The organism is Brevibacillus aydinogluensis, assembly GCF_961514395.1.
In the GTDB taxonomy this organism is placed as follows: domain Bacteria; phylum Bacillota; class Bacilli; order Brevibacillales; family Brevibacillaceae; genus Brevibacillus; species Brevibacillus aydinogluensis.
In genome coordinates this window covers 2,009,525-2,033,708 of record NZ_OY569118.1, presented here as the reverse complement: position 1 = coordinate 2,033,708, position 24,184 = coordinate 2,009,525, and the positions used below count along the sequence as shown (strand labels likewise).

Below are 24,184 nucleotides of genomic sequence, written 5' to 3'. Positions count from 1 at the left end.
TCCTCCTTTTACAGGGGCTTTGTCTCGCTCAGAACAATCCGAGCGCATCCGGGCTGTAGCTGACCAACAGGTTTTTCGTCTGCTGATAGTGCTCAAGCATCATCTTGTGCGTCTCGCGGCCAATGCCGGATACCTTGTACCCGCCAAACGCGGCATGCGCCGGATAGGCGTGGTAGCAGTTGGTCCAGACGCGGCCGGCCTGGATCTCGCGCCCCATCCGGTACGCCAGATTCACGTCGCGGGTCCAGACGCCTGCCCCCAGCCCGTACAGCGTGTCGTTGGCCAGTTCCAGCGCTTCCTCCTGGTTCCGGAAGGTGGCCACGGAGACGACCGGGCCGAAGATCTCTTCCTGGAAAATGCGCATCTTGTTATGCCCTTTGAACACGGTCGGCTTGACGTAGTACCCGTCTTTCAGCTCACCGGGAAGGATGTTCCGCTCGCCGCCGATCAGACACTGAGCCCCTTCCTGTCTGCCGATGTCGAGGTAGGAGAGGATTTTTTCCAATTGTTCCGCCGACGCCTGCGCACCGATCATCGTCTCTGTGTCGAGCGGGTTGCCCTGCTTGATCGCCGCAACGCGGGCCAGCGCTTTTTCCATGAACCGGTCGTATATCGACTCCTGGATAAAGGCGCGTGACGGGCACGTGCAGACCTCGCCCTGATTGAGCGCAAACATGACGAATCCTTCCACCGCTTTGTTGAAAAACGCGTCATCCTTGGCGCAGACGTCCTCAAAGAAGATGTTTGGCGACTTGCCGCCCAACTCCAGCGTCACCGGGATGATGTTTTGCGACGCGTACTGCATGATCAGGCGGCCGGTCGTCGTCTCCCCTGTAAAGGCAATTTTGGCGATCCGGTTGCTGGTGGCCAGCGGTTTGCCGGCTTCCAGTCCAAAGCCGTTGACCACATTGACGACACCGGGCGGAATGAGGTCCTGCACCAGTTCGAGGAAGACCAGAACGGACGCGGGCGTCTGTTCGGCCGGCTTCAACACGACGCAGTTGCCTGCGGCGAGTGCCGGAGCCAGTTTCCATACGGCCATCAGCAGCGGAAAGTTCCACGGGATGATTTGACCGACGACGCCGAGCGGCTCGTGGAAATGGTAGGCCACCGTGTGCTCGTCGATTTGGCTGATGCTTCCTTCCTGGGCCCGGATGCAGCCGGCAAAGTAGCGGAAATGATCGATCGCCAGCGGCAGATCGGCTGCCAGCGCCTCGCGAATCGGCTTGCCGTTGTCCCACGTTTCCGCTACGGCCAGCATTTCCAGATTGGCTTCCATGCGGTCGGCGATTTTGTTCAAGAGGGCCGCCCGCTCTGCCGGTGATGTGCGCCCCCACGCTGCTTTTGCCTCATGAGCCGCATCCAGCGCCAATTCAATATCGTCCGCCGTGGAGCGCGGCACTTCGCAAAATGCCCGTCCCGTTATGGGCGTGACATTTTCAAAGTACTCCCCTTTACCGGCGGAACCCATTTCCCTCCGATAAAATTTTCGTACCGCTTTTTGAACGAAACCTTTGCCCCTGGTTGTCCCGGCTGCGCGTAGATCATCGATGGCCACTCCTCCTCTTTCACTTTCATGTTCATCCCTTTTATACATATGAGGGAAGCGGACAAATCAGAAGCGTTTCTCCCAGCCCGGGTCTCGTACAATTTGGAGGGGCCCGATTTTGGCCACCAGACCGAATACAGCCCCGTCCCGCTCATCCATCTGCTGATGTACAAATGATGTACAAAAAACAGCCGCCCGCGGTTGCGGACGGCCGTGTGCTTCATTGGAGGGAAATCACGCGGGTGATCTGCGGCAGTTTCTCAATGGCAGTGACCACGTCAGGCGTAATGGCTTCGTCGGTAACGGACACGAGCAGCGCGTTTTTCCCTTTTTGCTCTCGGGAGACATTCAATTTGGAGATGTTGATTTGATTGTCGGCTAATATGCGGGACACGTCGTAAATCACGCCGGGATAATCATTGTGATAGACGAGCAGTCCGTGCGATTGCGGCGGAATCCGGCATGGACAGTAATTGATCTCGGCAATGTACACCTCCCGCCAGTCCTGGGCGATCGTGTACTTGTTGCCTCCCACCCGGACAACAGCCAGATGGTTGGCGTACTCCCCCGAACTGGTCTGTACCGGTACGTCGGCACCCAGTCCTTCCACCAACGCCTTGGCAATGGCATCGCGTTGCTCGTATGCCAGGATCGTCAGCGACGCTCCCGCCAGATTTGGCTCCAGCCTGCGGATCAGGCTTGCCAGGTCGCGCAGTTGTTCCGCATTGATCATGTTCATGCACTCACATCCCCTGTCATCTCTTTGTTTTCTCGGGTGTTACCTGGGGAGAATCCACGCTTCTTCCTCTTTGATGATCGAGGAATGATTGATCGAGCGATACCACGCCGTCAAGGTGTTGCCGTCCTTTTCGTACGTGATTTTGTAGATCGTGTTTCCTTTTCCGCTCTTCTCAAACGGGCTCTCATCCACAGGGACGACGGTAATGGCTGTCACCTTTCCCCCTTGGCTGGCGATCTTTTCGTGAATCATCGACACGTGCTCCTGACTTGTGGTGTACAAGCCCATGTAGGCCAGTCCCCCGATGAGTATCGCTCCCAGCAAAAACGAAACGATGATCAGCTTTGATTTCTGTGTCGCTTCCACGTTCCGATTCTCCCATCCGCGTTAATTCTCTGCATCCAGCCGCGTCACCTGGTCGATGATTCCGCCGCCGAGGCACTCCTCCCCGTTGTAGAAGACAACGGCTTGTCCCGGCGTAACCGCTTTTTGCGGCTGATCAAAGACGACCTCCACGGTGTTGCCTTCGCGAAGATGCACCGTCACACCTTGATCCGGTTGTCGGTAGCGAAACTTGGCTGTACAGGTAAAGGAAGACTCCGGCTCCTTGCCGCTGATCCAGTTCACGTCAGTAGCGATCAGACTGGTAGAGTAAAGGCGGGGATGGCCGGCCCCTTCGGCGACAATCAGCACGTTGCGCTCCAAATCCTTGTCAACCACAAACCACGGTTGGCCGGTCTTTCCGTGTCCGCCGCCGATACCCAGCCCCTGCCGCTGTCCCAGGGTGTAATACATCAAGCCATCGTGGCGGCCGATCACTTCGCCGTCCACCGTTTCGATGTTCCCCGGTTTGGCGGGCAGATAGTTTTGCAGAAACTCGCGGAAATTGCGCTCCCCGATGAAACAGATCCCGGTGCTGTCCTTCTTCTTGGCGGTGGCCAGCCCCGCTTTTTCCGCGATCTCCCGCACCTGCGGCTTGGTCAGGGAACCGAGCGGAAACATCGTTTTGGACAATTGGTGCTGATTCAGGGCGTTGAGAAAGTAGGACTGATCCTTGTTGGTGTCAACACCGCGCAGCAGCCGATACGCTCCGTCCCGGTACTCCACCCGGGCATAGTGGCCGGTCGCAATGTAATCGGCGCCGAGGTCCATCACCTTGTCGAGCAGTTCGCCAAACTTGATTTCCCGGTTGCACATGACATCCGGGTTGGGCGTGCGTCCCCGTTTATATTCATCCAAAAAATACTGGAAGACTTTCTCCATGTATTCTTTTTCAAAGTTAACCGTGTAGTACGGGATGCCTATTTGTTCGCAGACGCGCCGGACGTCCTGGAAGTCTTCTTCCGCCGTGCAGTGGCCAAATTCATCGGTATCATCCCAGTTTTTCATAAAGATGCCGATGACGTCGTATCCCTGTTGTTTCAGCAGGTAAGCCGTCACGGAGGAGTCGACCCCACCGGACATGCCGACGACGACGCGCGTGTCTTCTGGTCGCTTCATGGTCTTTCTCCTCTTTTCACTAAGGTTCCTTATCAGCATACCACGTTTTCAGCGACAATTCATGTGTAGAAACAAAGCGAAGTGCGAATGGTTGACTGCACCTTTCTATTTTGTGTTTGAGGCGGAAAACGTTTCGTACTGTGTACAACGCAAAGACAGATGGGGACGCTCTTCCCGGCGGGTGTTCCACTTCCTTTGCCTTGTCTGCGGGTTACCGGTTTTTAAGCGTTCGTTCAATGTGGCGAATCGCCTTCCAATAGGCTGCTTCGTCCAGTCGCCCCTGCTCACGCTGCCACTCGATGTAATTGCGCAGGGAGAGGAGGTCGATCCAGGCCTCCTTGGACTGCGGGTTGTCTCCCGGCACCTCGCCGGTAATTTCGCCTTCCCGCACCAGCTTGGCCATTTTTGTGGGATGGATGCCGATTTGATAGGCGATCTGGTATAATGCCGTCTTCATGGAATTCTCTCCTTCGTCAAACGCTTCGGCCCTGTACAGGGAAGCTGGCTTGTCCTCTTCATTCTGCCAGTCTTGACGCCGGCTGCCAATCCCCGAACTGTCAATGGTGAAAAAGCAGCGTCAGTCGATCAGATAAGCGTACAATCACTTTTGGCGAAACCCGATATGGTAGTAGTAACTCTTTCCATGGCGGTGATGCGAAGTGCCAATCCGCAAGCGGCGTTTTGGATCAATTCCCTGTTTTTACGGAAACTGGTGCGGTCCCGGCTGTTCTGGGCCAAATCCGCCCATTGACGAGATAGACTGGTGCTGCATGATGCACGACAAGTGTTACCAAAAACGCGGCTATTTTGCGTGCAGCTGCGACAGAAAAATGGTGAAATGCCTGAAGCGGTGCATTGATCACAAGACGGAGAACGGGCGAATCGCCTATCTCATGTATCTGTATTTTTGCAAAAGCATCTGCGATCCCAAGCGCTAAGCGATCAACCGCCTGGGATCGTTATCTGGTCATGAAGTCATTCGCCCCTCACTTCATTGGATCAGGTCAGTTCCAGCCACTTGTTTCATTACGTAGTTTCCTTTTTTATCAATATAGATTTGATCGTTCGACCCGTCCGGCGTCACCAGCGCCAAACCGTCTTGAAAACTGCGTGCATGGGAAAATTGCGGCGAAATCACCCATGTTCCGGTTTTGTCGATAAATCCGTCTTTCCCCTTGACGCGGACGCGCGCCAGCCCCTCGGAGAATGACTCTGCTTCATCAAACTGTGCCGGGATCACCATTTTTCCGGTCTTGTCAATATAACCGAATCGGTATCCGATCCTGACCATTGCCAGGCCGTCAGAAAAATCCGTGGCATAGTCACCTGTTTGATTGCGGGTGTCAAACGTCGGTGAAATGACGGTCTTTCCTGTTTTGTCGATATACCCGTACTTCCCGCTGATCATAACCCGGGCCAATCCTTCATGAAAGTCAAACAACCGCGGCTTGCCGCTGTAATTGTAATTGAGCCCCTCCACTGAAAATTGCGGCTTGATGACGTAGGCACCGTTTTTGCCGATATAGCCGTACCGACCGTTTCGCGCTACCGCGGCCAGGCCTTCGTGAAAGTCGTTGGCGATGTCAAATTGCGGTTTGACGACCACCTTTCCGTTTTGGTCGATATACCCCCACAGGTTGCCGACCCGCACGGCGGCAAGTCCTTCCTGAAACGGCATGACCTCGTCATACGCTGCCGAGACAACCTTGCCGCTTTTGGTGATGAAGGCGTACTTGTTCCCTTGTGTAATGACAGCAAGCCCCTCTTGAAAATCGACGCCTCTGTCATACTCGTAGGCAGACCCCAGCGGATAGACAGGGTTGATGGCCCACTTCCCTTGTTTATTGATGTACCCGTACTTGTAACCGACCCGCGCGGCAGCCAGTCCCTCACTGAAATCTTTCACATCATCAAACTGCAGGGGAATCGCCAATTCGCCATTGGCTCCGACAAATCCCCATTTGCCGTTGAAGTATACCGCCCCCAATCCATCCCGAAACGGTCTGGCATTGCTAAACTGCGGATCGACCAGGACACGACCCGCAGCATCCATGTATCCCCATTTGCCGTTTTGGGTGAACGGGTACAATTTCTCACTCGGCGGAATGAGCGGAGTGGACGGCTGATCGGGCGCCGGTTTGGCTTGGACGATGGACTTGTCCGCCAGATTCTTGATGAATTGAACCGCTTCTGTCCGGGTGAGATACGATTCCTTGGCAAAGCCGGTCAAGCTGGCTGTTTCCCCCCGCCCTTTGACCAGCCCTTGGTTGTACAAATACTGGATCGCGTTGTTCGTGTCGTAACGGAAGCCCTGCGAGGCAGCAATCAGTTTGGCTACACTGCCCCGTTTGATCGGACGAGCCGACTGAGCACGGGACACCGGCCAATGATACGCTTCGGCCTGACGATAATAAACGTCAGCCCAGTATGTACCTGCAGGCTGAAGCGTCAGTGCGTTTCCGTGGTTAGCGTAATAACGGAGCAGCATCGCCAAAAATTCGCTTTCCTTGACGTACTGATCCGGTTTGAAGGTGCGGTCCGGGAAACCGGAAACCAAACGCTGCTCCACACCCCATCTGATCGTATCGTACCCCCAGTAGGCCGAGGTGACGTCCTGAAACGTAACGGACTCCGCCGCAGCCGTCAAACCGACGCTGCTCCACGCCAAAACGCCGGCGACTACCATCTTCAAGCAGTGTTTTCTGTACTTCTTCAAGTAACTTCTCCCTCTTTCGTCAAATGTGTTGCAAAATGTTAAGACGCCAATGAAATGGAAAAGTTCCGGTTGTCAGTTTCCAGCACAAAACATTTTTGGGCGTGAGCGTCCAAGTTCGCACTTTTTCAAAATGTAGGCGTAAGCCCAGTCCACGACCTGGGTATTGGCATAGAGATACATCGTACTTGCAAATACAAAGGAGTCGTCTGCGGATGCGAATCCACGCTGGGAACTGTCCATTCCCAGTGGCCAGGATTGCGCGAAGCGACACAAAAATGCATGGAGGAGTTACCGTATGGCAGATACATTTGTGAGTCGGTCGTTAGATGAAATCAGATTTTGGTCAAGAATCATGAAAGAACATTCCCTGTTCCTTAAATTGGGGTTTCGTTGTGACGATACCAAATTAATCGACGAAGCCAATCGGTTTTACAACATTTTTGAAGACATTGAAAATCAGGCCCATGCCTTCTCGCCGGATGCAGACCCGCAAAGAATTTTCGAATTTAACAATGTCGTTCACCATGCGGTTTGTCACATTTGGAAGTTCAAACGAAGAGTCCTTGACTTGATTATTCGCTGCAAGATTGGGGGAAATAATTTTCCCTTGTTGGTCGATCATATCAGCAGGGAAGCTGCCTATTTCATGAATCGATTAGAGCAATTAAATACGGGAACCCTTGATCCCTTGCCCGATGCCATCATTAATGAAAATGTATTTTTCCTCAGAATCATGGCAGACCACGCCAAATTTATCAACCACTTGCTTGATCCTTCCGAAAGAAAACTTGTCGAACAGGCTCGTGAGTTTAGCCATGACTTTGATCAACTCCTTTATCAAGCGATTGACCTCAACTCCATGCGGCCTCAGTCACAAACCCTTCCTCTCCTTGAACAATTTGTCGATCAAAATCGCGTTTCCGTACGTCAATTGCGCGACTTCAAGAAGACAGCACGTGAACTGATTGAGGCATGCAGAATAAAAAGCATAATCCCGCCGCTGCTCGCTGATCACGTATTCAGAGAAGCATCGCGCTTTCTCGAAATCCTGGATGCATTTGAGGTGGCTTTGTCCTCCTCGAAATAAAGAGAACGTCATATCGGTCTGTAAGCATGATGAATCCACCCCCACCCCCATAATGGGGGTTTCAACATTTTACAACATTTGAACCAAGTGAGCTGTAGGAGTCAACCGGTGTACGATTTCGTCACACGCACGACATCCTCGATCTGAATCCACACAGAATCACAATCACTGACCAGCAGGAACCGTCGTTCGTCAGCGTCAATCTGCTTTACGCTCCCCCATGCCGTTTCAAACACGCCGCGTCCTGCGGATATTTCCCGGAACCATGTAACGCTGATCGCGTAGTCGTACTGCGTAGCGTCATAGATACGAAAACAGTTTTCATCATAGTCGATCTCGTCAACAACCGGTCTCTCTGCAAGCCCTTCATCCGCGTTCACAGGCCCGCTTTCTGTTTTTTCTCCGGCTGTACCATCCGCGCGGTTCTGAACCAATCTCCTATTTTCTGCCCCATCCAGATGTCTCCTTTCGTTCCCACGCTTCCAACAGCTTGATGTCGTTCGGGTGTGAGCGATCCCATTGGATGTACCCTTCCCGTGCCAAAATGGCCAGTACCTCCATGACACCGGCGCGGCTGCGACCTGTTTTCACGCACAGTTCATCCACGTTCGGCGTTCGCCTGCGCCCAACAGAAAAGTTGGCGATGATGCGGAGCACCTTACGTTCAATATCCTGCAGCACGCTGTTTCACCACTGGAACTGCAGCGAGGATGTTGTCAACGGAGAAGATGCGAAACGCCCGACGCGCAAAACAGTAGGCTTTTACACGCCCCCTGCTGATCTCATGAATTCGGACAGTTCGCTTCGACGTTCGCCCATGGCGATCCAGATAGATGATCTCGACTAGCTGACCGCTGTTCATATAGCGCTGCAGGTACCCGATCATCGTCATTCCTCCTGTGTATACGAACATTTGTTTGTATTATATGCGAACACGAGGCGAACATGCAAGAAAAAATGCCCCACTGTGCGTGGAGCATGTGTTTGGTCACCATTGTCAGCCCATTGTGGTGATTGCGTCAGAAGTGCGGCGCTTCAATTGTTTCCGGCATTCTTACGACCGATACGCCTCCTCCAGAATGCGCAGGTAATCCTCCGCCGTAATCGTCCGCACATTGCTTGGCGTGGAGGCGTTTTGTACCGACAGCTCTACGATCCGCGGAAAGTCCTCTTCGCGCACACCCGGCAAGTCTTTCAGCTTTGGAATGTCCAGGCTGTGCGTAAAGGCCTCAATGCCGTCAATCAGCTTTTCGACAGCCAACTCGTCCGCGTCCGCATCGGCGGCAAACCCCATGTAACGCGCCAATCCGGCGTGCATCGGCTTGTTTTCCACTGCATTGAACCGAAGCACATGGGGCAAAAATACCGCATTCGCGACGCCGTGGGGCGTGTCGTAAAGCCCGCCGAGCGCTTCCGCCAGACAGTGCACAGCCGCGACATCCGCCGAGCCAAAACAGAGCCCCGCCAGCAGACTGCCCTCCAGCATGGCGGAACGGGCCTCTACATTTCGACCATCGGCATAAGCAGCCGGCAGTGCGGAGACAATCGTCTGCATCGCACGGGCGCCGAGGGCTTGCGAGATCGGATTGGTCACCTTGCAGGTATACCCCTCGATGGCGTGAACCAAGGCGTCGACGCCGGTGGCAGCGGTGACAGCGGGCGGAACACTGAGCGTCAAACTGGGATCAAGCACGGCCAGCGTTGGGCGCAAGGCGGCGTGTTTGAGCGTCATTTTTCGGTGCGTGGCCGACTCGGTAATGACTGCGGAGCGGGTCACTTCCGATCCCGTCCCGGCTGTAGTGGGAACGCAAATGATCGGGGCAATGTTTGCGTAGGGAAGCCGTCCGTCCGCGTAGTCGGCGGGCGTTCCGCCATTTGGTCCGCACAGCGCGATCGTTTTCCCCGTGTCCATGGCGCTTCCCCCGCCGATGGCCACCACCATGCTGGCACCTGTGTCACGGAATTGTTCTGCTCCCGCCAAGCATTCCGTATCCCGCGGATTTTGGCTAAGCGACGCAAACAGCGACACGGCAAAACCCGCTTCCTGCAGAGCTGTCTGGATCGGTTCAACCAGGCCCGCGCGGATCACGCCGGGGTCACTGACCAGCAATATGGACGAGCCGACCTGCAGGGAGTGCAGCAGTTCCGGTAGGTGGAGAGCCTTGCCCATTCCCATTTCAATACGCGTGGAGCAATAGTAGTGAAAAACATTCATCCGGTTTCCCCCCGATTTTTACAAGCTCGTGACAGTACCATCATAACTGGCAGGAAAAACAGATTTCCACACAAAATTTGAAATATTCCACTTATTGATGCGAACAAATATGTACAACGAACAGAAGCCGCCATACGAAAATGTTGTTGCAATTTCTGCCAAAATCGCTTTGATGTTTACGTGACCAGCCAGACAATCTGTTCGTCATACGGTATGAACTCCAGTTCCCAGGGGGGCTAGCAGTGATAAAAAATGGATGGTATGTGATTACAGGTTCCTATTTTGTTACCCTATTCCTTGCATCATGGATGTACACTGCGATCACGAAGCTGCCGATTGATCAACATCGAGATGTGTCAGGACTGGTTTTAGGATCTGTAATGGTAGTCATCCCATATATCGTCGGTGGTCTGTACGCAGGGATTTCTCATAAACGAGGGGCAACAAGAGCAGCCGTGTGGATCGGTATACTCCCTGCCATCGCGGAAAAGGTTCTGATTTTTCTGATCGGCATCTGCTATGTCATAATGGAAGGGAGCCCTGTCACATGGGAAAACGTCATGATGTTCGTCAGTGCCGAAGCCGTTCCTTATTTTACAAATGCGTACCTGTGGACATTCCCCTTGTCTGTTTTGGTATGTGTTGCGACAGCAGCGTGTGTTCATGTCGTAACGAGATCGAAGGGCTAATAAACGATGCTTCGGATACAAGGATGTGTCAGCAAAAAAACCTGCCTTCGCTCAGGAGGCGGTTTTTCCTCTTACCAAAAAAACGTCGATTTCTCAAGGGTTTCATCCGGAGCGGGTGATGGAAATCGAAACTGCGCCGCCATGCAGAGAGTTGCTGCGGGAAGACCAATATTTTACAGATTAAACGAATTGGCATAATTAAGGCCAGAAAGGAGGTGAGTACGTGGGATGGTGAAAGGAGTAGGTACACCCGAAGCTAGCGGAAGAAAAAGCGAAAGCGGCGCTCCCGCCAAGGTAAACGCTGCAGGTGACCAGTGAGGCCCCCCACCATCCTAAGAATAGCATGAAGACAAGAAAAATAGACATCAGAAATCTGCGTTCCATCCGAGGAGTGTTAGGGTTCGCTGTTTTAGCCACATACTCGCCTGCTGCTCAGTGGTGGCAGAAAGCCATCCTGATTTACGTTGTGGCATATTTGTGGATAACAGCAGCATTGGGAAGAAGGGATTAAATAATTGCAGATTAATTTGGACGACATCATGGGGTTGTCAGAGGTCTGCGAAATGACCGGCAAGTCCAAGAACTACATGAAGGAGTATCTGAGGCGTGGACAGTTCCCGCAGCCCGTCAAGGAGCTTGCTTGCGGACCGTTGTGGCTTCGGGGGCAAGTTCAAGCATGGATGGACACGCCCCGGCTTCGCGGCAGAAGGAAGAAAGACGAGAGAGAATAAAAAATGCCCTCCACCGGTTTTCCGGCAGAGGGCTTCTCTTATGACGGCTGCACCGCTCTTATATCGAACAAGGTGCTGACCTGAAGTCGCGGTACAAGAACATCTCGGTCATACAAAATACCAGACAACTGCAGATTTTAACGCTCACGTAACCAAAAAGGTGGCGCAGGAAACAACATCCAAACTCGACAAGTTTGACCCTTGCAAACAGCGAATAATTTGATTTTGTCAACAGTCCGTCACCACCCCCGCTTTCCCCCCTCAACATTCCCTTTCCAAAAAGCAAAAAACCCTTGATTTCCCAAGGGTTTCATATGGAGCGGGTGATGGGAATCGAACCCACGCCGCCAGCTTGGGAAGCTGGAGTTCTACCATTGAACTACACCCGCATCTGGGAGTATGGTGCCGGTGAAGGGACTTGAACCCCCACTCCATTGCTGGAAACGGATTTTGAGTCCGTCGCGTCTGCCATTCCGCCACACCGGCACGTCTGTATAATGTTATAACAGATTGGAAAGAAATCGTCAATGGTGGGGAGAGACGGATTCGAACCGCCGAACCCAGAGGGAGCAGATTTACAGTCTGCCGCGTTTAGCCACTTCGCTATCTCCCCATATAATGCCCGTGGTGCCGGCGATAGGAATCGAACCCACAACCCCCTGATTACAAGTCAGGTGCTCTACCAATTGAGCTACACCGGCAAATTTGCGTCCGCCTCCCATTTTTATCAAGAGTGAAAAAGGAGGTGACGCCATTAAATCTATCATAGTAAGTCATACATGTCAATAGGAAATTTCAGAGAATGTTTCACTTCCCCTGCTCCTCGAGAATGCGTTTCGCCCATTCGTGGAATATCGGCAGTGCCTGCTCCACGTCGGGGAACACCTGCTCCGCTTCGCAGACGTAATCGGGGAAATTGGTGATGCGGTTCTTGCGGATGCGGACGCCGACCGATTCGCACTTGATTTCCAGAAAGTGCGGAACGGGTTCGTCCACGCCCCATTGATTCTCCATGAATTCATAGGTGCGCACCCATTCCAGAATGCGGATTTCCCCTGGCTTCAGGCGGAGTACCTGTTCCACAGACATAATCGTCTCATTTCCGTAGTAATGCAAGCTCGTCATCCCTTCTTCTGCACCTCCGGCCATGTATCGCGTCGGGCGTCTGGCCGGAGGAATTCCATACATCCGCTGTTGCTGCTTTCCTAGATCGAGGAAAGCAGTTCTTTCAGTTCTTTGACGATTACCGCCTGATAGCCCGTTCCCTCACCGTACTTCTCCAGCATCTCGGCGCGGGCAACCTTGATCTTTTCTTCGTAGTCCGGCGCGCTGCGGTCAGGGTTTTGCTGTTTGAAGGCGACCATTACCGCTTGGACGTGCTGCGGGCGCGGTCCCCATTTCCCCAGCACATGGCCGCCCGCGTCGGCAAAGATGGCGATGGGAATCGCTCTGCCGCCCATGGTGAGAAACTGGTCCATCAGATCGAGGTGCTGTTCCATCACCAGTACTTCCACGGGCATTTCCGTTTCCTCCAACGCGCGGAACAAGACGGGCACATTGCGCACGACGTCGCCGCACCAGTCGGCGGCCAAAATCAGGCAGCGCAAGTCGTCGCGGTGGCGCAGCGAGGCAAAAAATTGCCGATCCTCTTCGCTCGGCCAGGAAAATGCTTCATACCACCCGGCGAAGGCTTCCTTATTTTTGCTCATGGTGTCCATGAACACCTGAGGCTTCAATCCGTTTCCAAATTTGTGGGCCACATTGACCGACATGGTTTCCCCTCCTCAATTCACTGTACCGTTCTAGCTTTCCACACAGCGGAACAAAAATCCTCTTTCTTCCCGCTCACAGCCTAACTCTCAGCTGCTATCGCCGCACCGGTGCCTGGGCTTGTCCCGCGCAAGGGGCTCCAGACGTTGCATGTTTCCCAAAACCATCCTCAAAAACAAACAGCGCGGGTTCGCGCTGTCGTTTCCATCATGTCCGGGGAGCCGTCAGAATGCAGGGCACACCACGGCCCACCGCCCCCGGCCGCGACATCTTGTCGACGTACGCCATGCCTCGCGCACACGGCTGCTTGCACGCTTTACAGGTCTCGGCTGTGACGATTTTCAGATTCAACTGGTTGGGATGCTGCCGGGATTCCCGGTTCGTCTTTGCCTTTTTTGGTTTTGCCATCCGTTCTCCCTCCTCCGCTGGATCGGTTTATTGTATGAAGGAGAACAGCCCTGTTCCATGGGCACGGACACAAAACGGAGACACCCGCCGGAATTTGGGCCGGGAGCGGAAAAGATGCGGCACGGTTTTGGTTCGCCCGGTGTCTCGCCATGACGGTGTCGGCACAAAACAGCCGGCGCGCAGCAAGCGCCTCCGGCCGTTCGTCATGGCCCCGGTCCGCTGTGGATTACCTCCTCACCGGTACGGCTGGCCGGTGAGAAACCCCCACAGCCGCTTCAGTATCCACCACGGTCCGATCAGCAGAAAGACGGGATTTTTCAGAAAGGAGGGAGGATTCCCCTCAACGTAGTGGCCGACAAATTGGAAGATCCACCCGACGATGAACAGGCCGAGCGCCCACTTCCAGCTCCAGAAAAAGAGCGGCAGGGAAATGACGATCATGGGAATGCCGAACGCGTGGGTCAGCTTGTTGACGGGATGCTGGTGGTCGCGCTTGTACCGTTCCAAAAAGGACACCTTTTCCTCCATGTGAAAGACCTCCTTTTTTCAATATTCTAACACTTTGGAGTACTGCCTTTGAAGCCGTTCACTGCCGTATTTTCGCTGCTTTCCCACGACGGATCGCCCATTCGTCTCCCCATCTGGGCCTCATGACCGTCGCTCGTGAACGGAGGACTTGCGCATCATATTGGCTGTCATGGGCCGCTTTTCATGTGGGAGCCAAGCAAACGATGGTATAATGAGGAAGTATTTGCTGTCAGAGAAAAACCGTGATGTTACAGGTGGGAGAGCGATGAATCGGACCAGAACGGAACGGGTCAAGGCCGAAAAGAGGAAGAGGCGGCGCAGACGCTTGTACATGTTGCTTAATGGCCTCGCACTCGGTGTGATGTTCTTTCTGTTCTTCGGGTTGTATCATATGGAGAATCTACAGAGGGAGATTCCTCGGAAGAGCGGAAACGGTCAAGTGGAACAAGCCGGCGAATCAACGGCAGGCAGCGATCCGACCGTCACGCTCAGCTTTGCGGGAGACACGATGATGTCCGGCCACGTGGAAACGAGGTTGAGGGAGAATGGCTTCGACTTTCCGTTTGTGCACGTTACATCGCTGTTTCAGCACGACGATGTTACCGTCGTCAATTTGGAAACACCCGTGACTACGCGCGGAACCCCCGCTGCCAAGACCTATGTGTACAAGTCGCCCCCGGAAGCTGTACCGGCGATGAAAACAGCCGGGATTGACCTGGTCAACCTGGCGAACAACCATTCCATGGACCAGGGTGTGGAAGGCCTGCTTGACACGATGCGCGTACTGGATGAAAACGAGATTGCCTATGTCGGCGCCGGTGCGGATGCAGCCCGCGCATACACCCCGGTGTTGGTCGAGCGACACGGCATCACCATCGCGTTCTTCGGCTTCAGTCGGGTTGTACCGGAAGTCAGTTGGTACGCCGGCAAAAACAAGCCGGGACTCGCCGTCTCGTACGACCCGGCCCGCGCTGTCGAGGCGATTCGCGCGGCACGTTCCAAAGCCGACCTCGTCGTCGTAATCGCCCATTGGGGCAAGGAAAAAGTGGACCTCCCTGTCGATCACCAAAAGGAACTGGCCCGTGCCTACATTGACGCCGGTGCCGATCTCGTCGTCGGCAGTCATCCGCACGTGCTGCAGGGGGTTGAATCGTATCATGGCAAGTGGATTGCGTACAGTTTGGGCAACTTCATTTTTACGCGTGCCGCAGAGCCGAAAACCTGGGAGACCATGGTGCTGCAGACGACATGCACGAAACAGGGAGACTGCACTCTGAAGATACTGCCATACCACGCTGAGTTGGGACAGCCGGTGCCGATGAACGAGGCGGACGGCGCCCGCCTGCTCAAGCGGATCGAATCCATCTCCACCCATGTCAGGATCGATCCGGACGGCAGCGTGCATGGCGGGACTGCCCAGACGGCACAATGAACTGGCGACCGGAAACACCACGCCCTGCGCTGACATACGGATCACAAAAAAGGAGCCGGAAATCCAGGCTCCTTTTCATGTACGTATCGAAACACTAACACGAAGAAAAAACCGCTGCACCTCGCAGCGGTCAGCGCTTTTCGGACAGCAGTTTGCGTACTTCCTGCTCCAGGACGGCCGCGTCAACCATGCCGATGATGGTTTTGCGGATGATACCCTGCTGATCGATCAGAAATGTGGTGGGAAACGCCATAATCCGATAGCGGTTGGCCACTTCCCCTGTCTTGTCCATCGGCACGGGAAACGGCAGTTTGTATGTCTGCACAAAGTTTTTGGCGCCGTCCACGCTGTCTTCACTGGTCACGTTGATGGCGTACAGATCCACCTGCTGACCAAACTTTTGGTAGAACTTGCGCAGTTCCGGTGCTTCCATCTGGCACGGACCGCACCAGGAGGCCCAGAAATTCAGGATGAGCGGCTTATTACGCTTGCCGTTTAGCTGATACGTCTGGTTGTCCATCCCGATCAGCGTAAAATGGGGGGCTTCATAACCCTGTATCGGCTTTTGTTCCGCTTTCGGTTCCGCCATGACCGTCGGGCTTTGTCCCGCATGCGGCCAGAAGATCAGTCCGACGAAAAAGGCTACAAAGAGTGCCGGCAGCAGTTTTTTCATCTCTTCACCTCGTTTAGAATCCGGTAAAGCCTCCATACAGTTGAATCAGGACGCGGGTAATTTCCGTCAACTTATCGGTATACAGCAGGATCCCGAACAGGATCATGGCTGCACCGCCCAGTTTCATCAGCCGGTCCGAGTACTTGACGATCGCTCCGACCTTGCTGATGAAAAACGTCATGAGGAAGAACGGCAGGGCAAACCCCAGGGTGTAGGCCAGCGTGTAGGTCAGCGCACGCGTCGGATCGGTCACGCCCAGCACGAAGATCCCGGAGAGGATCGGACCCACACACGGCGTCCACCCCGCCGCATAGGTGATGCCGACCAGTATGGACCCAGTATACCCCAACGGGCGAGATTTTAAATCAATCTTCCACGTCCGCATCATCCAGTCCATTTGGAATACACCGAGCAGGACCAGCCCAATCACCGCCAGGAGAATGCCGCCCAGTTGGCGGATCAGGTCTTTTTTCTCGGCAAACAGATTGCCCAGCCAGGACGTGGACAGACCCAGTGCGACAAAGACGATGGAAAACCCGAGAATGAAAAACAACGTATGCAGCAACGCCTGCCGTTGAAAGACCGCCCTCCCCTTCTTCACCTCGTCCATGGTGATGCCGGTCACATAGGACAAAAACGAAGGGTAGAGCGGCAGACAGCATGGGGAAACAAAGGAAAGAAGCCCCGCGCCAAAAGCCAGCAATACGGAAAGATTTGCAGTCATAACTACCTCCGAGGACACCATTTTGTACTATTGTAACGGATGCAGTCCTTGTCCAAAAAGTGGATCAGGCACTTTGTCTTAAAAACGTTGGAATTTCGTTTACAGAAGATATATTATGGTAACTCGCTGTAACCAAAAGATCCTACTAACTAAAAAGAGACGAATGAAACAGTCATCCGTCTTTTTCTCAATTGATATGTATCCAACTGCGGGTCAATCAGCACGAGGGTCGTGCCCGTTTTCTCTGCCGCTCGCTTACTGCATGGAAATCGGCAGCCGAACCTCAAACCGTGCCCCGCCCAACTGCGGCGAATTGTCGGCGAAGATCTCGCCGCCGTGATCGATGATGATCCGCTGCGTCGTGGACAGTCCCAGCCCCGTTCCATCCGGTTTGGTCGTGTAAAACGGCACGAACAGATTTTGCTTGACACTGTCGGACAAGCCCACGCCGTCATCCTCCACAATAATGACGACCTGATTGATCGACGCGTACGCCGACACCTGAACGACTGACCCTTTGGATGCCAGTGCCTCCAGCGCATTTTTCAGGATATTCAAAATCGCCTGTTTAATGCGCGCGCGGTAGCCGAAGACATGCCATTGTTCGCCGGACCAGTTCAGTTCCAACCGGATGCCCCGTCGGATTGACTCCGGTTCCAGCAGGCGAATCACGCCCAGCACTTCCTCCATCACCAAAAACCGTTCGGCTACGATCTTGTCGTCCCGGTAGCGGGCCAGGACAAGTACGTCGTTCAACAGCCCGTCGATCCGCTCGATTTCGGTCAAGATGACGGAAAAATACGATTGGTTTCCGTCTGTCTCCATCTGTTCCCGCAGCAGTTGAATAAACCCTTTGATCGAGGTCAGCGGGTTGCGGATTTCATGGGCCATGCCGGCAGCCAGCTGCCCTACGGCGGCGAGGGCTTCCCGCTTGGTCAGTTCCTCATCGTACCGCTTGCTCTCCGTAATGTTGCGCATCACGGCAATGGCTCCCTGCAGTTCCCCTTCGTGATAGATCGGGCTGGTGCTGACTGTTGTCCACTTGCCATTGTATTCCGCCACGTAGTGACCGGATTGGCCGCGCTCCACCACCCATTGCAGAAAGCGTTCACATTCGCGCGGGCGAAACGTTTCGTCGATCTGCTTGCCGATGATTTGCTCCCGCTCCACCGAGAGCAGATCTGCCAGGGCTTGGTTGGCTTCCACAATCCGCAGATCCTTGTCGATCATCAGCACGGCGATGTCTGTCGACTTCAAGATGAGCTGCACAAGTCCCTGTTCCGCCACTTCCGTAAACGGTTCACCTGCGGTAAGAGCGCTTTCAGGCTGGCGCATGTCCTCGCGCTCGGCCATTTGACAGGTTTGTACCACAGCGTCTATCAGCTTTTCGACATAACGAAACACGTCCATCTGCATTGAAGAAAATGAGGGCCATTCCGCGGGCGATTGCATCAACTGTTCCGCTTCTGCCTGCAGCTGCTCCACAATCACGTCACGCCCCAGCCGGATAAATTCCAGAATGCTGGCGAGCGGCACCCCCTGCTTGGCCTGTTTCAACGCAAACTCTCGCATCTGCTGTTCCAGCATCAACCCGTTCCCGGTTTCCAAAACATTCGCCAATCCCTTGATGAACTGCTCCAGCAGTGCCAGGGTGTGGGGGGCGTCTGCCTTGAATAGATCGGAGAGTTGGTCGTGGTTCAACAATAACGAATTCGCTTTGGCCGCCAGATCAGGGGCCAGATTGGTTACGCGCATAGCGACACGTTTTTTCACTTCCCACTGGCTCCTTCACGCTTGTTTCCATTTTTGGATGTTGCCCTACATTTCCTATTATCACCAAAAGATTGTCGCTGTGTAAAGCGGCGTGATGATCGGCTCGCACGATTCACGCCGCTGTAACCGCCGCAAAATTACGTTCCGATCAACCACAGGCCGTTATCGATCAACTGCGCCTGCTCCTCGCCTTTCTCGCGCAGCGCTTCCAATGCCAGGCGAAGCTGTGCCTGTTTGTCCGGGAGCAGGCCGCGTTTGTGGAGAACCTCCAGGATTTCCAGACGAATCAGCCAGTCGTCCGTATAGGCCTCGTCAACTTCCCGCAGCACTTCCGCCAGTACACGCTGCGCCGTCTCGGCAGCAGGTGCCTGTTCGCGAATGTCGCGCACCTGCTGATACAACCGATGCAGCCGTTTTTGCTCCGGACTGTACACCGGGCGTCTGGCGTTGACGGCCGAAGGCTTGTGCGTGCCGGTGGCAAACGCTTCGCGGTCTGCCGCTCCCGCAAAGACAGAGACGATTTTTTCGCCGACCGCCATGTCGTACGTCCCCCACTCGGACATAAACAGCGTTTTTCCCCGGTACGTGACGGTGCAGTTGTCAAATCCGATTAAGACGATCTTGCCGTTTTCCCGTCGAATGTACGCCACTTTGCCGACCACCTGGACACCGGAGGCAAAGGTCAGCGTGGTCGTCTGGTCCACGACGATTCCGTACGCCTCAAGCTGTCCGTCCGTAAACTCCTCCAGCGGGGTGGGTTCGCCGGCAAGCAAGCCGATCGGAGAGCCGAAGCCTTCTGCGTGATAGGTTTTGCCGTGGCCGGGAAGTTCCTTGTCACCCACGGCCAGCGCAGTCGGTCCCGTCGTCTTCAAGTAGACCGCTTCACCTCTGTCGTCAAATTCCAGCTCGCTGAGCACGCCGCTCACCTGCAGACCGGAACTGTATACGGAGGTGGACGTCTGCGGCATTTTGCTCGCCTTGATCAGGCTCTGTGTGCCGCCGACGGACATGGCCATCGTTTTGGCAAATTCCTGCACGGCTTCGATCAGCTCGTCAAAATCCCTGCAGACGAACAACTGCGGCTGCGGTTTGGTGATGTCGTAATCCGTTTCGATGCAGGCCTGAAGGGAAAACGGAATTTTTTTCACGTCGTCTTTCAGGCAGCTCATGCTCTCCCCTACCGATGACAGCAGGCCGGCACCGTAAATCTGCGGATTCTCCAGGTCGCCAATCAGCCCGTATTCCACCGTCCACCAGTAGAGACGGGCAAGCTGGTTGGCTTCGGACACTTCCTTAACCGCCTGCGCTTTTTGCTCCAATGCCAACTCCGCTGCCCGGATCTCCTCATCGGTGGACTCGGGATCCTCTTTGACGATCGACAGCAAGCGGATCGCCTCGTACAATTCGTAATCCTCGCGGGAGGACAGTGCGCGGGAACCGATTTCCCCGAATAATTTGAGGTAGGAACGGTACTTTTCGTCTTTAATGATCGGCGCGTGTCCCGCCGCCTCGTGGATGATGTCGGGTGCCGGCGTGTATGCGATGTGAACGTACTGGCGAATGTCGCAGGCGATGGGCAGGATGCCGTGCGCCTGGAAGTCAAAAAACGCCACGGCCGGAATAAAGCCGTTGATGGTAACGGCGCCCCAGCCGATCTGGGCCAGGCTTTCGTTCATCTCCCGGATGTTGGGGATGCGCTCCACGCTGATACCGGAAGTGCGCAGACCGTCCACGTAGGCGGCGTGGGCCTTCTTGCTGAGAAAACTGAGATTTTGCCGCATCACGTAGCGCCAGACGGCGTGGTCGACGGGCGTGTACCGCTCGTAATCCTGTTCCACTACAAACTCTCTGAGATGGACAGGCACCTGCACCAGAGAAAAATCGGATTCCACACGATTCATTCTCACAGCCTCCTCAACAGGTTTTTGTGAAAACGCTTTCTCGATCTATCATACCACGTCCCGGACCAAAATTGTGCAAAAAATGTTTATTGTTCAACTTATCTGGATAAGACCATCCTACTTCTATTTTCTTCCATTATACAACAAAAGCATAAATAATGAAAAAACCGCAGGACGCTTACTCGCGTCTGCGGTTGATCTGCTGTTCCAGCATGATGTCCACCAGCAGCAAATCTTGCAGTGGGTCCTTGGGATCAGTCGTCAACAGTGCCGAGACGGCCGCCATGGCGCAGCGGACGGCATGGTACGAGTAAAAGGCGTCCCGTTCTGCGTCGTTGGACAGCGACAGGTCGGACAACTCCTGGACCGGATATGGAAAATCACTCTCCAGACCGGCTCTGTCCAGTACGATCAGGGCCTGTTTGATGGCGATCAGCGCGGCGCTGACGCTGATTCCGTATTCCTGGCGCAGTTCTTCCCACACCTGAAACGCTGAACGCTCCACCCGCTCCTGATTCGGCCGGATGATAATTCCTGTCTTTCGCCCTTCTTTCAGGAGCCAGTCGACAAAGATGTCATGGCGGGGCGGAAACGCATACACCTGCAGTTTCAGCTCCAATTCCGTGGGAAAGTCTTTGGCGAACCGGGCGTGGGCCAGTGACATTTCGTATCGGCGGGACGGGTGGCCGGGCACCGTGACAAACACTGTCTCCTGCCGGATGGCCGCGATCTGCAGTTTGGTCCGCGCCGGAATGCGCGCCTGAGGGGCCTTGTCCCGACGGATGTTGCCCGGAATCAATTCTGTGCCGAACTGATGGTACTCCAGCGGCGAATCGATCCAGGGGATTGGCTCGCGGGACTGAATTTCGTACAGACCGTTGAAGGTGATCCATTCCCCCGGACGGCGCTGGCTGCGAATCAGCACGGCGTGCCGCTCATCTTCCGGGACGATCTCTCCTGTCGTGCCCTCATCCGCGGGGAACAACCGCTTGTGCTCGACCAACACGCAATCGGTCAACTGCAACCTCTCCAGAAGCTCCCGCTTGCTGACCCATTCGTACCCGATCCGGTATATGCGATGTTTCATCATTTCCACCTCCTCGCCGCTTGGGAGGGCACTGTTTTGTTGGTTATTGTACGTTATGCGCTCAGCTTGACTGCCCGTTCGCCGCATCTGTCGCGATGCGTTTCAGTTCTCTGGCCGCTTCGGCGGGCGACGAGGCACGAGTGATTGCGCTGATGACGGCGACGCCATCCGCTCCTGCCGCCAGTACGTTCCGCGCATTCTCCAGCGTGATGCCGCCGATGCCGACGATCGGCAGTCCGCTGCCGACAGCCTCGCGGATGGCTCGCAGTCCCTCAGGACCAATCGGCTCACCGGCGTCCGCTTTGGATGCGGTGGCATACATCGCGCCGACTCCCAGGCAGTCGGCTCCGCCTGCTTGGGCAGCAAGTGCTTCCTCCACCGTCCCGGCAGATACGCCTATGTACATCTGCTCGCCAACCAACTCCCGCACCTGGGCGAGCGGCATGTCGTCCTGTCCGACGTGGACCCCGTCCGCCTTCAGCCGCACTGCCAATGATACGTCGTCATTGACGACAAACAACGCACCGTACTGCCGGCACAAGGCCCGCATTTCCAGGCCGAGACGGTACCGCTCTTCGTCCGTCAAACGGCTCCCCTTGTCCCGCAGCTGCAGCATCCCGACGCCGCCGGCCAATGCCTCGCGGACAATGGCCAGCGTACGCTCGGGCGAAAAACCGCAATCCTGCGTGCCCACCACAAAATAGACCTGCATGCTTTTCCGCAAGCGTTCACGGTCTCTCATCTCTGACTCTCCTTCCATCGATCCAGCGCCTCCCGGTACCCTCGCGCCGCCGCCTGCGGGTCACTCGCCGCTGTAATGCCGGACAGCACAGCGATCCCCGCTGAGCCTGCTGCCAGCACATGAGAGGCGTTTTCCGGCGTGATCCCGCCGATGCCGATGACGGGAATCTTCACCTGCGCAGCGATCTTACGCAATTCATCCGTTCCGCGCGGCTCCAGACCGGGTTTGGACGCACTCGGAAAAATATGGCCGTACAAGAGGTAATCCGCTCCCTCCGCAGCCGCCTGCTTGGCTTCGGCCAGCGAATGAACGGATCGGCCGATCTGCTGCCCCGGCTTTAACACACGGCGGGCTTCCGCCGGGGTCAAGCTGTGGTACGCGAGATGAGCGCCCCTGCACCCGGCCGCCGCTGCCACGTCTACCCGGTCGTTGACCAGAATTCGCTCACGGGGCATGACCTGGGCCAGCGCTTCCACCCACTCCATGCATTCTCGGGCAGTCCGCTGCTTTTCACGGATGTGCAGGTAGTCCATCCCGACCAAAAAGGCGGCCTCCGCCACCCTCAGCACTTCATTGAGGGACTGCCTGCCGCTGGTGATGACGTGCAGTTCAGGTTGCCGGGGTCCCATATGCCCCTGCCCCTCCTGTCAGTGCTGACACGCACTCCTGCAGCCAGCTTGTCATGTTGTCCTCCTGGCCCTCCGGCACGCGAGCCAGCATCTCGTGCGCCAGGCGGCGAAGCAAAAACGATTGCGGCAGCGTCAGCGGGAACGTGACCGTTCTCGGCTTTGTCTCTCGCCCTTCCAGCTCCTGCACTCCTGCCAACAAAATATCGGCAATGGATTCCACCAGATCTTGCATCGATTCCTGCTGTTTCATATCATCGTAGCAGCCGTCGAACAGGCGGCACAAAATCAAAAACGCCTGTGTCGACAGCGTCACCTGCTGTACATCCTGCATCGGTTCGGTCACGGTTGCTCCCCCCACTTGTTGAGAAACTCCCCCTATTATATCACTAGCCGATGCGGCTCCGCCAAGCCTGCAAATCGCTGCTCCACTCGGTTGGGCCCGCAAGTCGGTCTGCCTGGAAACTCCCTCTATGCAGTTGGTTTGTCGTTGCAAAAATCGCTTTTCCCATACGTTCCTGGCCGGAGGCCTGCACCACGTCAGGACACTGTCCACTTTTTTTGCCGATCGTCAGGGGTGCGAGCGGGCACCATCACCCATGACACCCCGGACTTTGTCTGCAAACAAAAACCGCCGGATTCACCGGCGGTTTTTAGTTACTCCTGCTTGTTCCGATCATTGTGCTGGGACTGACGCAGATTGGTGTTCTGATCGTGCTCATCCAGCGTCTTCCCGCGATTTTTCCCGAGGTCTTTGCTGTTGTTGTTCTTGCCCATGTGCACACCTCCCCTGGATTGTCGTCACTGGCTAGCGTCTCCGAAGTTCCGGGCTTTTATCAGCGCGGCGTATTCCGGCGGCGAATCAGCGTGTGAACGAATCCAAAGGGGATGCGCCAACCAAGCAGAAACATGAGCATGAGCCCATACGCGACCACCGCGAACATCAGCGTGATCGGCGTGCCCAGCCACAGTGCGCGGATGATGAGGCCAATCGGCGCTGCCACCGTCCACGCCGCCACAGTGATGAGGATCAGTTTTCCCGGCCGCTCGTACCTATGGGGGCGGTAAACCCCCAACAACAGCGCGGCGGCCAGCCAGCCGAGCAAAAACGGAGCAGCCGTCGCCAAAATCCCCGCAGCGTCGGCAGGCAGCCCGTGGGCCCGTTTTCCGTAGTAGGTAAAGAGCAGAAAAGCGGCCAGATCGCCAACTATCAGCACGCATCTGGCCAAAGCATGTGTCCGATTCATCGCAGCCCTCATTCCCGTAACAGTGTTGCACACGCTTATTGTACACA

At 55.3% G+C, this 24,184-nt stretch carries 27 protein-coding genes, 4 tRNA genes and 1 pseudogene; 5 read left to right on the top strand and 27 right to left on the bottom strand.

Translation table 11 applies throughout. The annotated features are described in order from the left end of the window. Positions 1-28 precede the first annotated feature (28 nt). From adh to Q7F15_RS09945, 5 genes and pseudogenes are all read right to left on the bottom strand, one after another. A pseudogene (gene adh, locus Q7F15_RS09965) lies at positions 29-1,548 on the bottom strand (aldehyde dehydrogenase). A gap of 221 nt (positions 1,549-1,769) precedes the next feature. Further along, positions 1,770-2,282, bottom strand: a complete 513-nt coding sequence (locus tag Q7F15_RS09960) for an ACT domain-containing protein (protein ID WP_212132044.1) — start codon at positions 2,280-2,282, stop codon at positions 1,770-1,772. Between the two features lie 45 nt (positions 2,283-2,327). After that, positions 2,328-2,654 carry a hypothetical protein gene (locus Q7F15_RS09955; protein WP_171564801.1) on the bottom strand — a complete coding sequence of 109 codons (327 nt, stop codon included), beginning with the start codon at positions 2,652-2,654 and terminating at the stop codon, positions 2,328-2,330. Between the two features lie 21 nt (positions 2,655-2,675). Continuing rightward, positions 2,676-3,788 carry a tRNA 2-thiouridine(34) synthase MnmA gene (mnmA, locus tag Q7F15_RS09950; RefSeq protein WP_212131940.1) on the bottom strand — a complete coding sequence of 371 codons (1,113 nt, stop codon included), beginning with the start codon at positions 3,786-3,788 and terminating at the stop codon, positions 2,676-2,678. A gap of 211 nt (positions 3,789-3,999) precedes the next feature. Then, entirely contained in the window at positions 4,000-4,245 is a 246-nt protein-coding gene (locus Q7F15_RS09945; protein WP_171564799.1) for a hypothetical protein, read from the bottom strand. A gap of 165 nt (positions 4,246-4,410) precedes the next feature. On the opposite strand from Q7F15_RS09945, the gene Q7F15_RS09940 reads away from it, so the two are divergent. Both Q7F15_RS09940 and Q7F15_RS09935 read left to right on the top strand, forming a co-directional pair. Next, the gene (locus tag Q7F15_RS09940; protein ID WP_256379856.1) at positions 4,411-4,539 is read left to right on the top strand and encodes a hypothetical protein; all 129 of its coding nucleotides are present in this window, start codon (positions 4,411-4,413) and stop codon (positions 4,537-4,539) included. Further along, positions 4,478-4,726, top strand: a complete 249-nt coding sequence (locus Q7F15_RS09935; protein WP_230077890.1) for a phospholipase A2 family protein — start codon at positions 4,478-4,480, stop codon at positions 4,724-4,726. The genes Q7F15_RS09940 and Q7F15_RS09935 overlap by 62 nt, the downstream gene beginning before the upstream one ends. A gap of 53 nt (positions 4,727-4,779) precedes the next feature. Here Q7F15_RS09935 and Q7F15_RS09930 read toward each other — a convergent pair whose 3' ends face one another. Next, complete coding sequence (locus tag Q7F15_RS09930) at positions 4,780-6,504, bottom strand: WG repeat-containing protein (RefSeq protein WP_304415500.1); 1,725 nt, start codon at positions 6,502-6,504, stop codon at positions 4,780-4,782. Positions 6,505-6,799: 295 nt separating this feature from the next. Here Q7F15_RS09930 and Q7F15_RS09925 point away from each other — a divergent pair, with 295 nt between their 5' ends. Next, the gene (locus tag Q7F15_RS09925; RefSeq protein ID WP_230076943.1) at positions 6,800-7,591 is read left to right on the top strand and encodes a DUF2935 domain-containing protein; all 792 of its coding nucleotides are present in this window, start codon (positions 6,800-6,802) and stop codon (positions 7,589-7,591) included. Positions 7,592-7,692: 101 nt separating this feature from the next. Here Q7F15_RS09925 and Q7F15_RS09920 read toward each other — a convergent pair whose 3' ends face one another. From Q7F15_RS09920 to Q7F15_RS09905, 4 genes are all read right to left on the bottom strand, one after another. Beyond that, positions 7,693-7,971, bottom strand: coding sequence for a YolD-like family protein (locus Q7F15_RS09920; RefSeq protein WP_304415499.1), 279 nt, complete (start codon positions 7,969-7,971; stop codon positions 7,693-7,695). 58 nt (positions 7,972-8,029) lie between these two features. Beyond that, a complete protein-coding gene (locus tag Q7F15_RS09915; RefSeq protein WP_304415498.1) occupies positions 8,030-8,272 on the bottom strand; it encodes a LexA family transcriptional regulator in 243 nt (80 codons plus the stop codon). Further along, positions 8,256-8,477 carry a WYL domain-containing protein gene (locus Q7F15_RS09910; RefSeq protein WP_171564793.1) on the bottom strand — a complete coding sequence of 74 codons (222 nt, stop codon included), beginning with the start codon at positions 8,475-8,477 and terminating at the stop codon, positions 8,256-8,258. Before Q7F15_RS09910 ends, Q7F15_RS09915 begins: the two co-directional genes overlap by 17 nt. Positions 8,478-8,645: 168 nt before the next feature. After that, on the bottom strand, positions 8,646-9,806 hold the full coding sequence (locus Q7F15_RS09905; protein WP_304415497.1) for an iron-containing alcohol dehydrogenase: 1,161 nt from the start codon (positions 9,804-9,806) through the stop codon (positions 8,646-8,648). 242 nt (positions 9,807-10,048) lie between these two features. Here Q7F15_RS09905 and Q7F15_RS09900 point away from each other — a divergent pair, with 242 nt between their 5' ends. Beyond that, positions 10,049-10,495 carry a hypothetical protein gene (locus Q7F15_RS09900; protein WP_304415496.1) on the top strand — a complete coding sequence of 149 codons (447 nt, stop codon included), beginning with the start codon at positions 10,049-10,051 and terminating at the stop codon, positions 10,493-10,495. A 1,046-nt stretch (positions 10,496-11,541) separates the two neighbouring features. On the opposite strand, the gene Q7F15_RS09895 is transcribed toward Q7F15_RS09900, so the two are convergent. From Q7F15_RS09895 to Q7F15_RS09860, 8 genes are all read right to left on the bottom strand, one after another. After that, a tRNA-Gly gene (locus tag Q7F15_RS09895) sits at positions 11,542-11,615 on the bottom strand. 11 nt (positions 11,616-11,626) lie between these two features. After that, positions 11,627-11,712: transfer RNA gene (locus Q7F15_RS09890), tRNA-Leu, on the bottom strand. 42 nt (positions 11,713-11,754) lie between these two features. Then, a tRNA-Tyr gene (locus tag Q7F15_RS09885) sits at positions 11,755-11,839 on the bottom strand. Positions 11,840-11,851: 12 nt separating this feature from the next. Beyond that, a tRNA-Thr gene (locus Q7F15_RS09880) sits at positions 11,852-11,927 on the bottom strand. A 106-nt stretch (positions 11,928-12,033) separates the two neighbouring features. Beyond that, positions 12,034-12,342 carry a hypothetical protein gene (locus tag Q7F15_RS09875; RefSeq protein WP_171565013.1) on the bottom strand — a complete coding sequence of 103 codons (309 nt, stop codon included), beginning with the start codon at positions 12,340-12,342 and terminating at the stop codon, positions 12,034-12,036. 89 nt (positions 12,343-12,431) lie between these two features. Next, the gene (locus tag Q7F15_RS09870) at positions 12,432-12,998 is read right to left on the bottom strand and encodes a thioredoxin family protein (RefSeq protein WP_171564766.1); all 567 of its coding nucleotides are present in this window, start codon (positions 12,996-12,998) and stop codon (positions 12,432-12,434) included. 205 nt (positions 12,999-13,203) lie between these two features. Next, positions 13,204-13,404 carry a hypothetical protein gene (locus Q7F15_RS09865; RefSeq protein ID WP_212132502.1) on the bottom strand — a complete coding sequence of 67 codons (201 nt, stop codon included), beginning with the start codon at positions 13,402-13,404 and terminating at the stop codon, positions 13,204-13,206. Between the two features lie 234 nt (positions 13,405-13,638). Next, on the bottom strand, positions 13,639-13,932 hold the full coding sequence (locus Q7F15_RS09860) for an Mpo1-like protein (protein WP_029099143.1): 294 nt from the start codon (positions 13,930-13,932) through the stop codon (positions 13,639-13,641). Positions 13,933-14,197: 265 nt separating this feature from the next. Between Q7F15_RS09860 and Q7F15_RS09855 the strand changes: the two genes are divergently transcribed. Continuing rightward, the gene (locus tag Q7F15_RS09855) at positions 14,198-15,364 is read left to right on the top strand and encodes a CapA family protein (protein WP_304415495.1); all 1,167 of its coding nucleotides are present in this window, start codon (positions 14,198-14,200) and stop codon (positions 15,362-15,364) included. A gap of 130 nt (positions 15,365-15,494) precedes the next feature. On the opposite strand, the gene Q7F15_RS09850 is transcribed toward Q7F15_RS09855, so the two are convergent. The 9 genes from Q7F15_RS09850 to Q7F15_RS09810 form a co-directional block, all read right to left on the bottom strand. Beyond that, a complete protein-coding gene (locus Q7F15_RS09850; protein WP_230076947.1) occupies positions 15,495-16,037 on the bottom strand; it encodes a TlpA family protein disulfide reductase in 543 nt (180 codons plus the stop codon). Positions 16,038-16,050: 13 nt separating this feature from the next. Continuing rightward, on the bottom strand, positions 16,051-16,761 hold the full coding sequence (locus tag Q7F15_RS09845; protein ID WP_171564762.1) for a cytochrome c biogenesis CcdA family protein: 711 nt from the start codon (positions 16,759-16,761) through the stop codon (positions 16,051-16,053). A 255-nt stretch (positions 16,762-17,016) separates the two neighbouring features. Next, positions 17,017-18,534 (bottom strand): two-component system sensor histidine kinase NtrB, encoded by a 1,518-nt coding sequence (locus Q7F15_RS09840; protein ID WP_230076948.1) that lies wholly within the window; start codon positions 18,532-18,534, stop codon positions 17,017-17,019. A gap of 137 nt (positions 18,535-18,671) precedes the next feature. Further along, positions 18,672-20,435: an aromatic amino acid hydroxylase gene (locus Q7F15_RS09835; RefSeq protein ID WP_304415494.1), complete on the bottom strand. Its 1,764-nt coding sequence runs from the start codon at positions 20,433-20,435 to the stop codon at positions 18,672-18,674. A gap of 178 nt (positions 20,436-20,613) precedes the next feature. Then, positions 20,614-21,522, bottom strand: a complete 909-nt coding sequence (locus Q7F15_RS09830) for a hypothetical protein (protein WP_171564759.1) — start codon at positions 21,520-21,522, stop codon at positions 20,614-20,616. Positions 21,523-21,583: 61 nt separating this feature from the next. Beyond that, complete coding sequence (gene thiE / locus Q7F15_RS09825) at positions 21,584-22,264, bottom strand: thiamine phosphate synthase (RefSeq protein WP_171564758.1); 681 nt, start codon at positions 22,262-22,264, stop codon at positions 21,584-21,586. Continuing rightward, the gene (locus Q7F15_RS09820) at positions 22,261-22,893 is read right to left on the bottom strand and encodes a thiamine phosphate synthase (RefSeq protein ID WP_304415493.1); all 633 of its coding nucleotides are present in this window, start codon (positions 22,891-22,893) and stop codon (positions 22,261-22,263) included. The genes thiE and Q7F15_RS09820 overlap by 4 nt, the downstream gene beginning before the upstream one ends. After that, positions 22,874-23,236 (bottom strand): hypothetical protein, encoded by a 363-nt coding sequence (locus Q7F15_RS09815; protein WP_171564756.1) that lies wholly within the window; start codon positions 23,234-23,236, stop codon positions 22,874-22,876. The genes Q7F15_RS09820 and Q7F15_RS09815 overlap by 20 nt, the downstream gene beginning before the upstream one ends. Before the next feature lie 490 nt (positions 23,237-23,726). Further along, positions 23,727-24,137 (bottom strand): DUF3054 domain-containing protein, encoded by a 411-nt coding sequence (locus tag Q7F15_RS09810; protein WP_171566775.1) that lies wholly within the window; start codon positions 24,135-24,137, stop codon positions 23,727-23,729. Positions 24,138-24,184 lie beyond the last annotated feature (47 nt).

What these genes read in the sequence shown, in the direction of transcription:
- Q7F15_RS09960 (WP_212132044.1), bottom strand. Translation starts at nt 2,282, where the DNA reads ATGATCAATGCGGAACAACTGCGCGACCTGGCAAGCCTGATCCGCAGG.
- mnmA (WP_212131940.1), bottom strand. Translation starts at nt 3,788, where the DNA reads ATGAAGCGACCAGAAGACACGCGCGTCGTCGTCGGCATGTCCGGTGGG.
- Q7F15_RS09945 (WP_171564799.1), bottom strand. Translation starts at nt 4,245, where the DNA reads ATGAAGACGGCATTATACCAGATCGCCTATCAAATCGGCATCCATCCC.
- Q7F15_RS09940 (WP_256379856.1), top strand. Translation starts at nt 4,411, where the DNA reads ATGGTAGTAGTAACTCTTTCCATGGCGGTGATGCGAAGTGCCAATCCG.
- Q7F15_RS09925 (WP_230076943.1), top strand. Translation starts at nt 6,800, where the DNA reads ATGGCAGATACATTTGTGAGTCGGTCGTTAGATGAAATCAGATTTTGG.
- Q7F15_RS09910 (WP_171564793.1), bottom strand. Translation starts at nt 8,477, where the DNA reads ATGATCGGGTACCTGCAGCGCTATATGAACAGCGGTCAGCTAGTCGAG.
- Q7F15_RS09905 (WP_304415497.1), bottom strand. Translation starts at nt 9,806, where the DNA reads ATGAATGTTTTTCACTACTATTGCTCCACGCGTATTGAAATGGGAATG.
- Q7F15_RS09870 (WP_171564766.1), bottom strand. Translation starts at nt 12,998, where the DNA reads ATGTCGGTCAATGTGGCCCACAAATTTGGAAACGGATTGAAGCCTCAG.
- Q7F15_RS09865 (WP_212132502.1), bottom strand. Translation starts at nt 13,404, where the DNA reads ATGGCAAAACCAAAAAAGGCAAAGACGAACCGGGAATCCCGGCAGCAT.
- Q7F15_RS09860 (WP_029099143.1), bottom strand. Translation starts at nt 13,932, where the DNA reads ATGGAGGAAAAGGTGTCCTTTTTGGAACGGTACAAGCGCGACCACCAG.
- Q7F15_RS09855 (WP_304415495.1), top strand. Translation starts at nt 14,198, where the DNA reads ATGAATCGGACCAGAACGGAACGGGTCAAGGCCGAAAAGAGGAAGAGG.
- Q7F15_RS09850 (WP_230076947.1), bottom strand. Translation starts at nt 16,037, where the DNA reads ATGAAAAAACTGCTGCCGGCACTCTTTGTAGCCTTTTTCGTCGGACTG.
- Q7F15_RS09845 (WP_171564762.1), bottom strand. Translation starts at nt 16,761, where the DNA reads ATGACTGCAAATCTTTCCGTATTGCTGGCTTTTGGCGCGGGGCTTCTT.
- Q7F15_RS09835 (WP_304415494.1), bottom strand. Translation starts at nt 20,435, where the DNA reads ATGAATCGTGTGGAATCCGATTTTTCTCTGGTGCAGGTGCCTGTCCAT.
- Q7F15_RS09830 (WP_171564759.1), bottom strand. Translation starts at nt 21,522, where the DNA reads ATGAAACATCGCATATACCGGATCGGGTACGAATGGGTCAGCAAGCGG.
- thiE (WP_171564758.1), bottom strand. Translation starts at nt 22,264, where the DNA reads ATGAGAGACCGTGAACGCTTGCGGAAAAGCATGCAGGTCTATTTTGTG.
- Q7F15_RS09820 (WP_304415493.1), bottom strand. Translation starts at nt 22,893, where the DNA reads ATGGGACCCCGGCAACCTGAACTGCACGTCATCACCAGCGGCAGGCAG.
- Q7F15_RS09810 (WP_171566775.1), bottom strand. Translation starts at nt 24,137, where the DNA reads ATGAATCGGACACATGCTTTGGCCAGATGCGTGCTGATAGTTGGCGAT.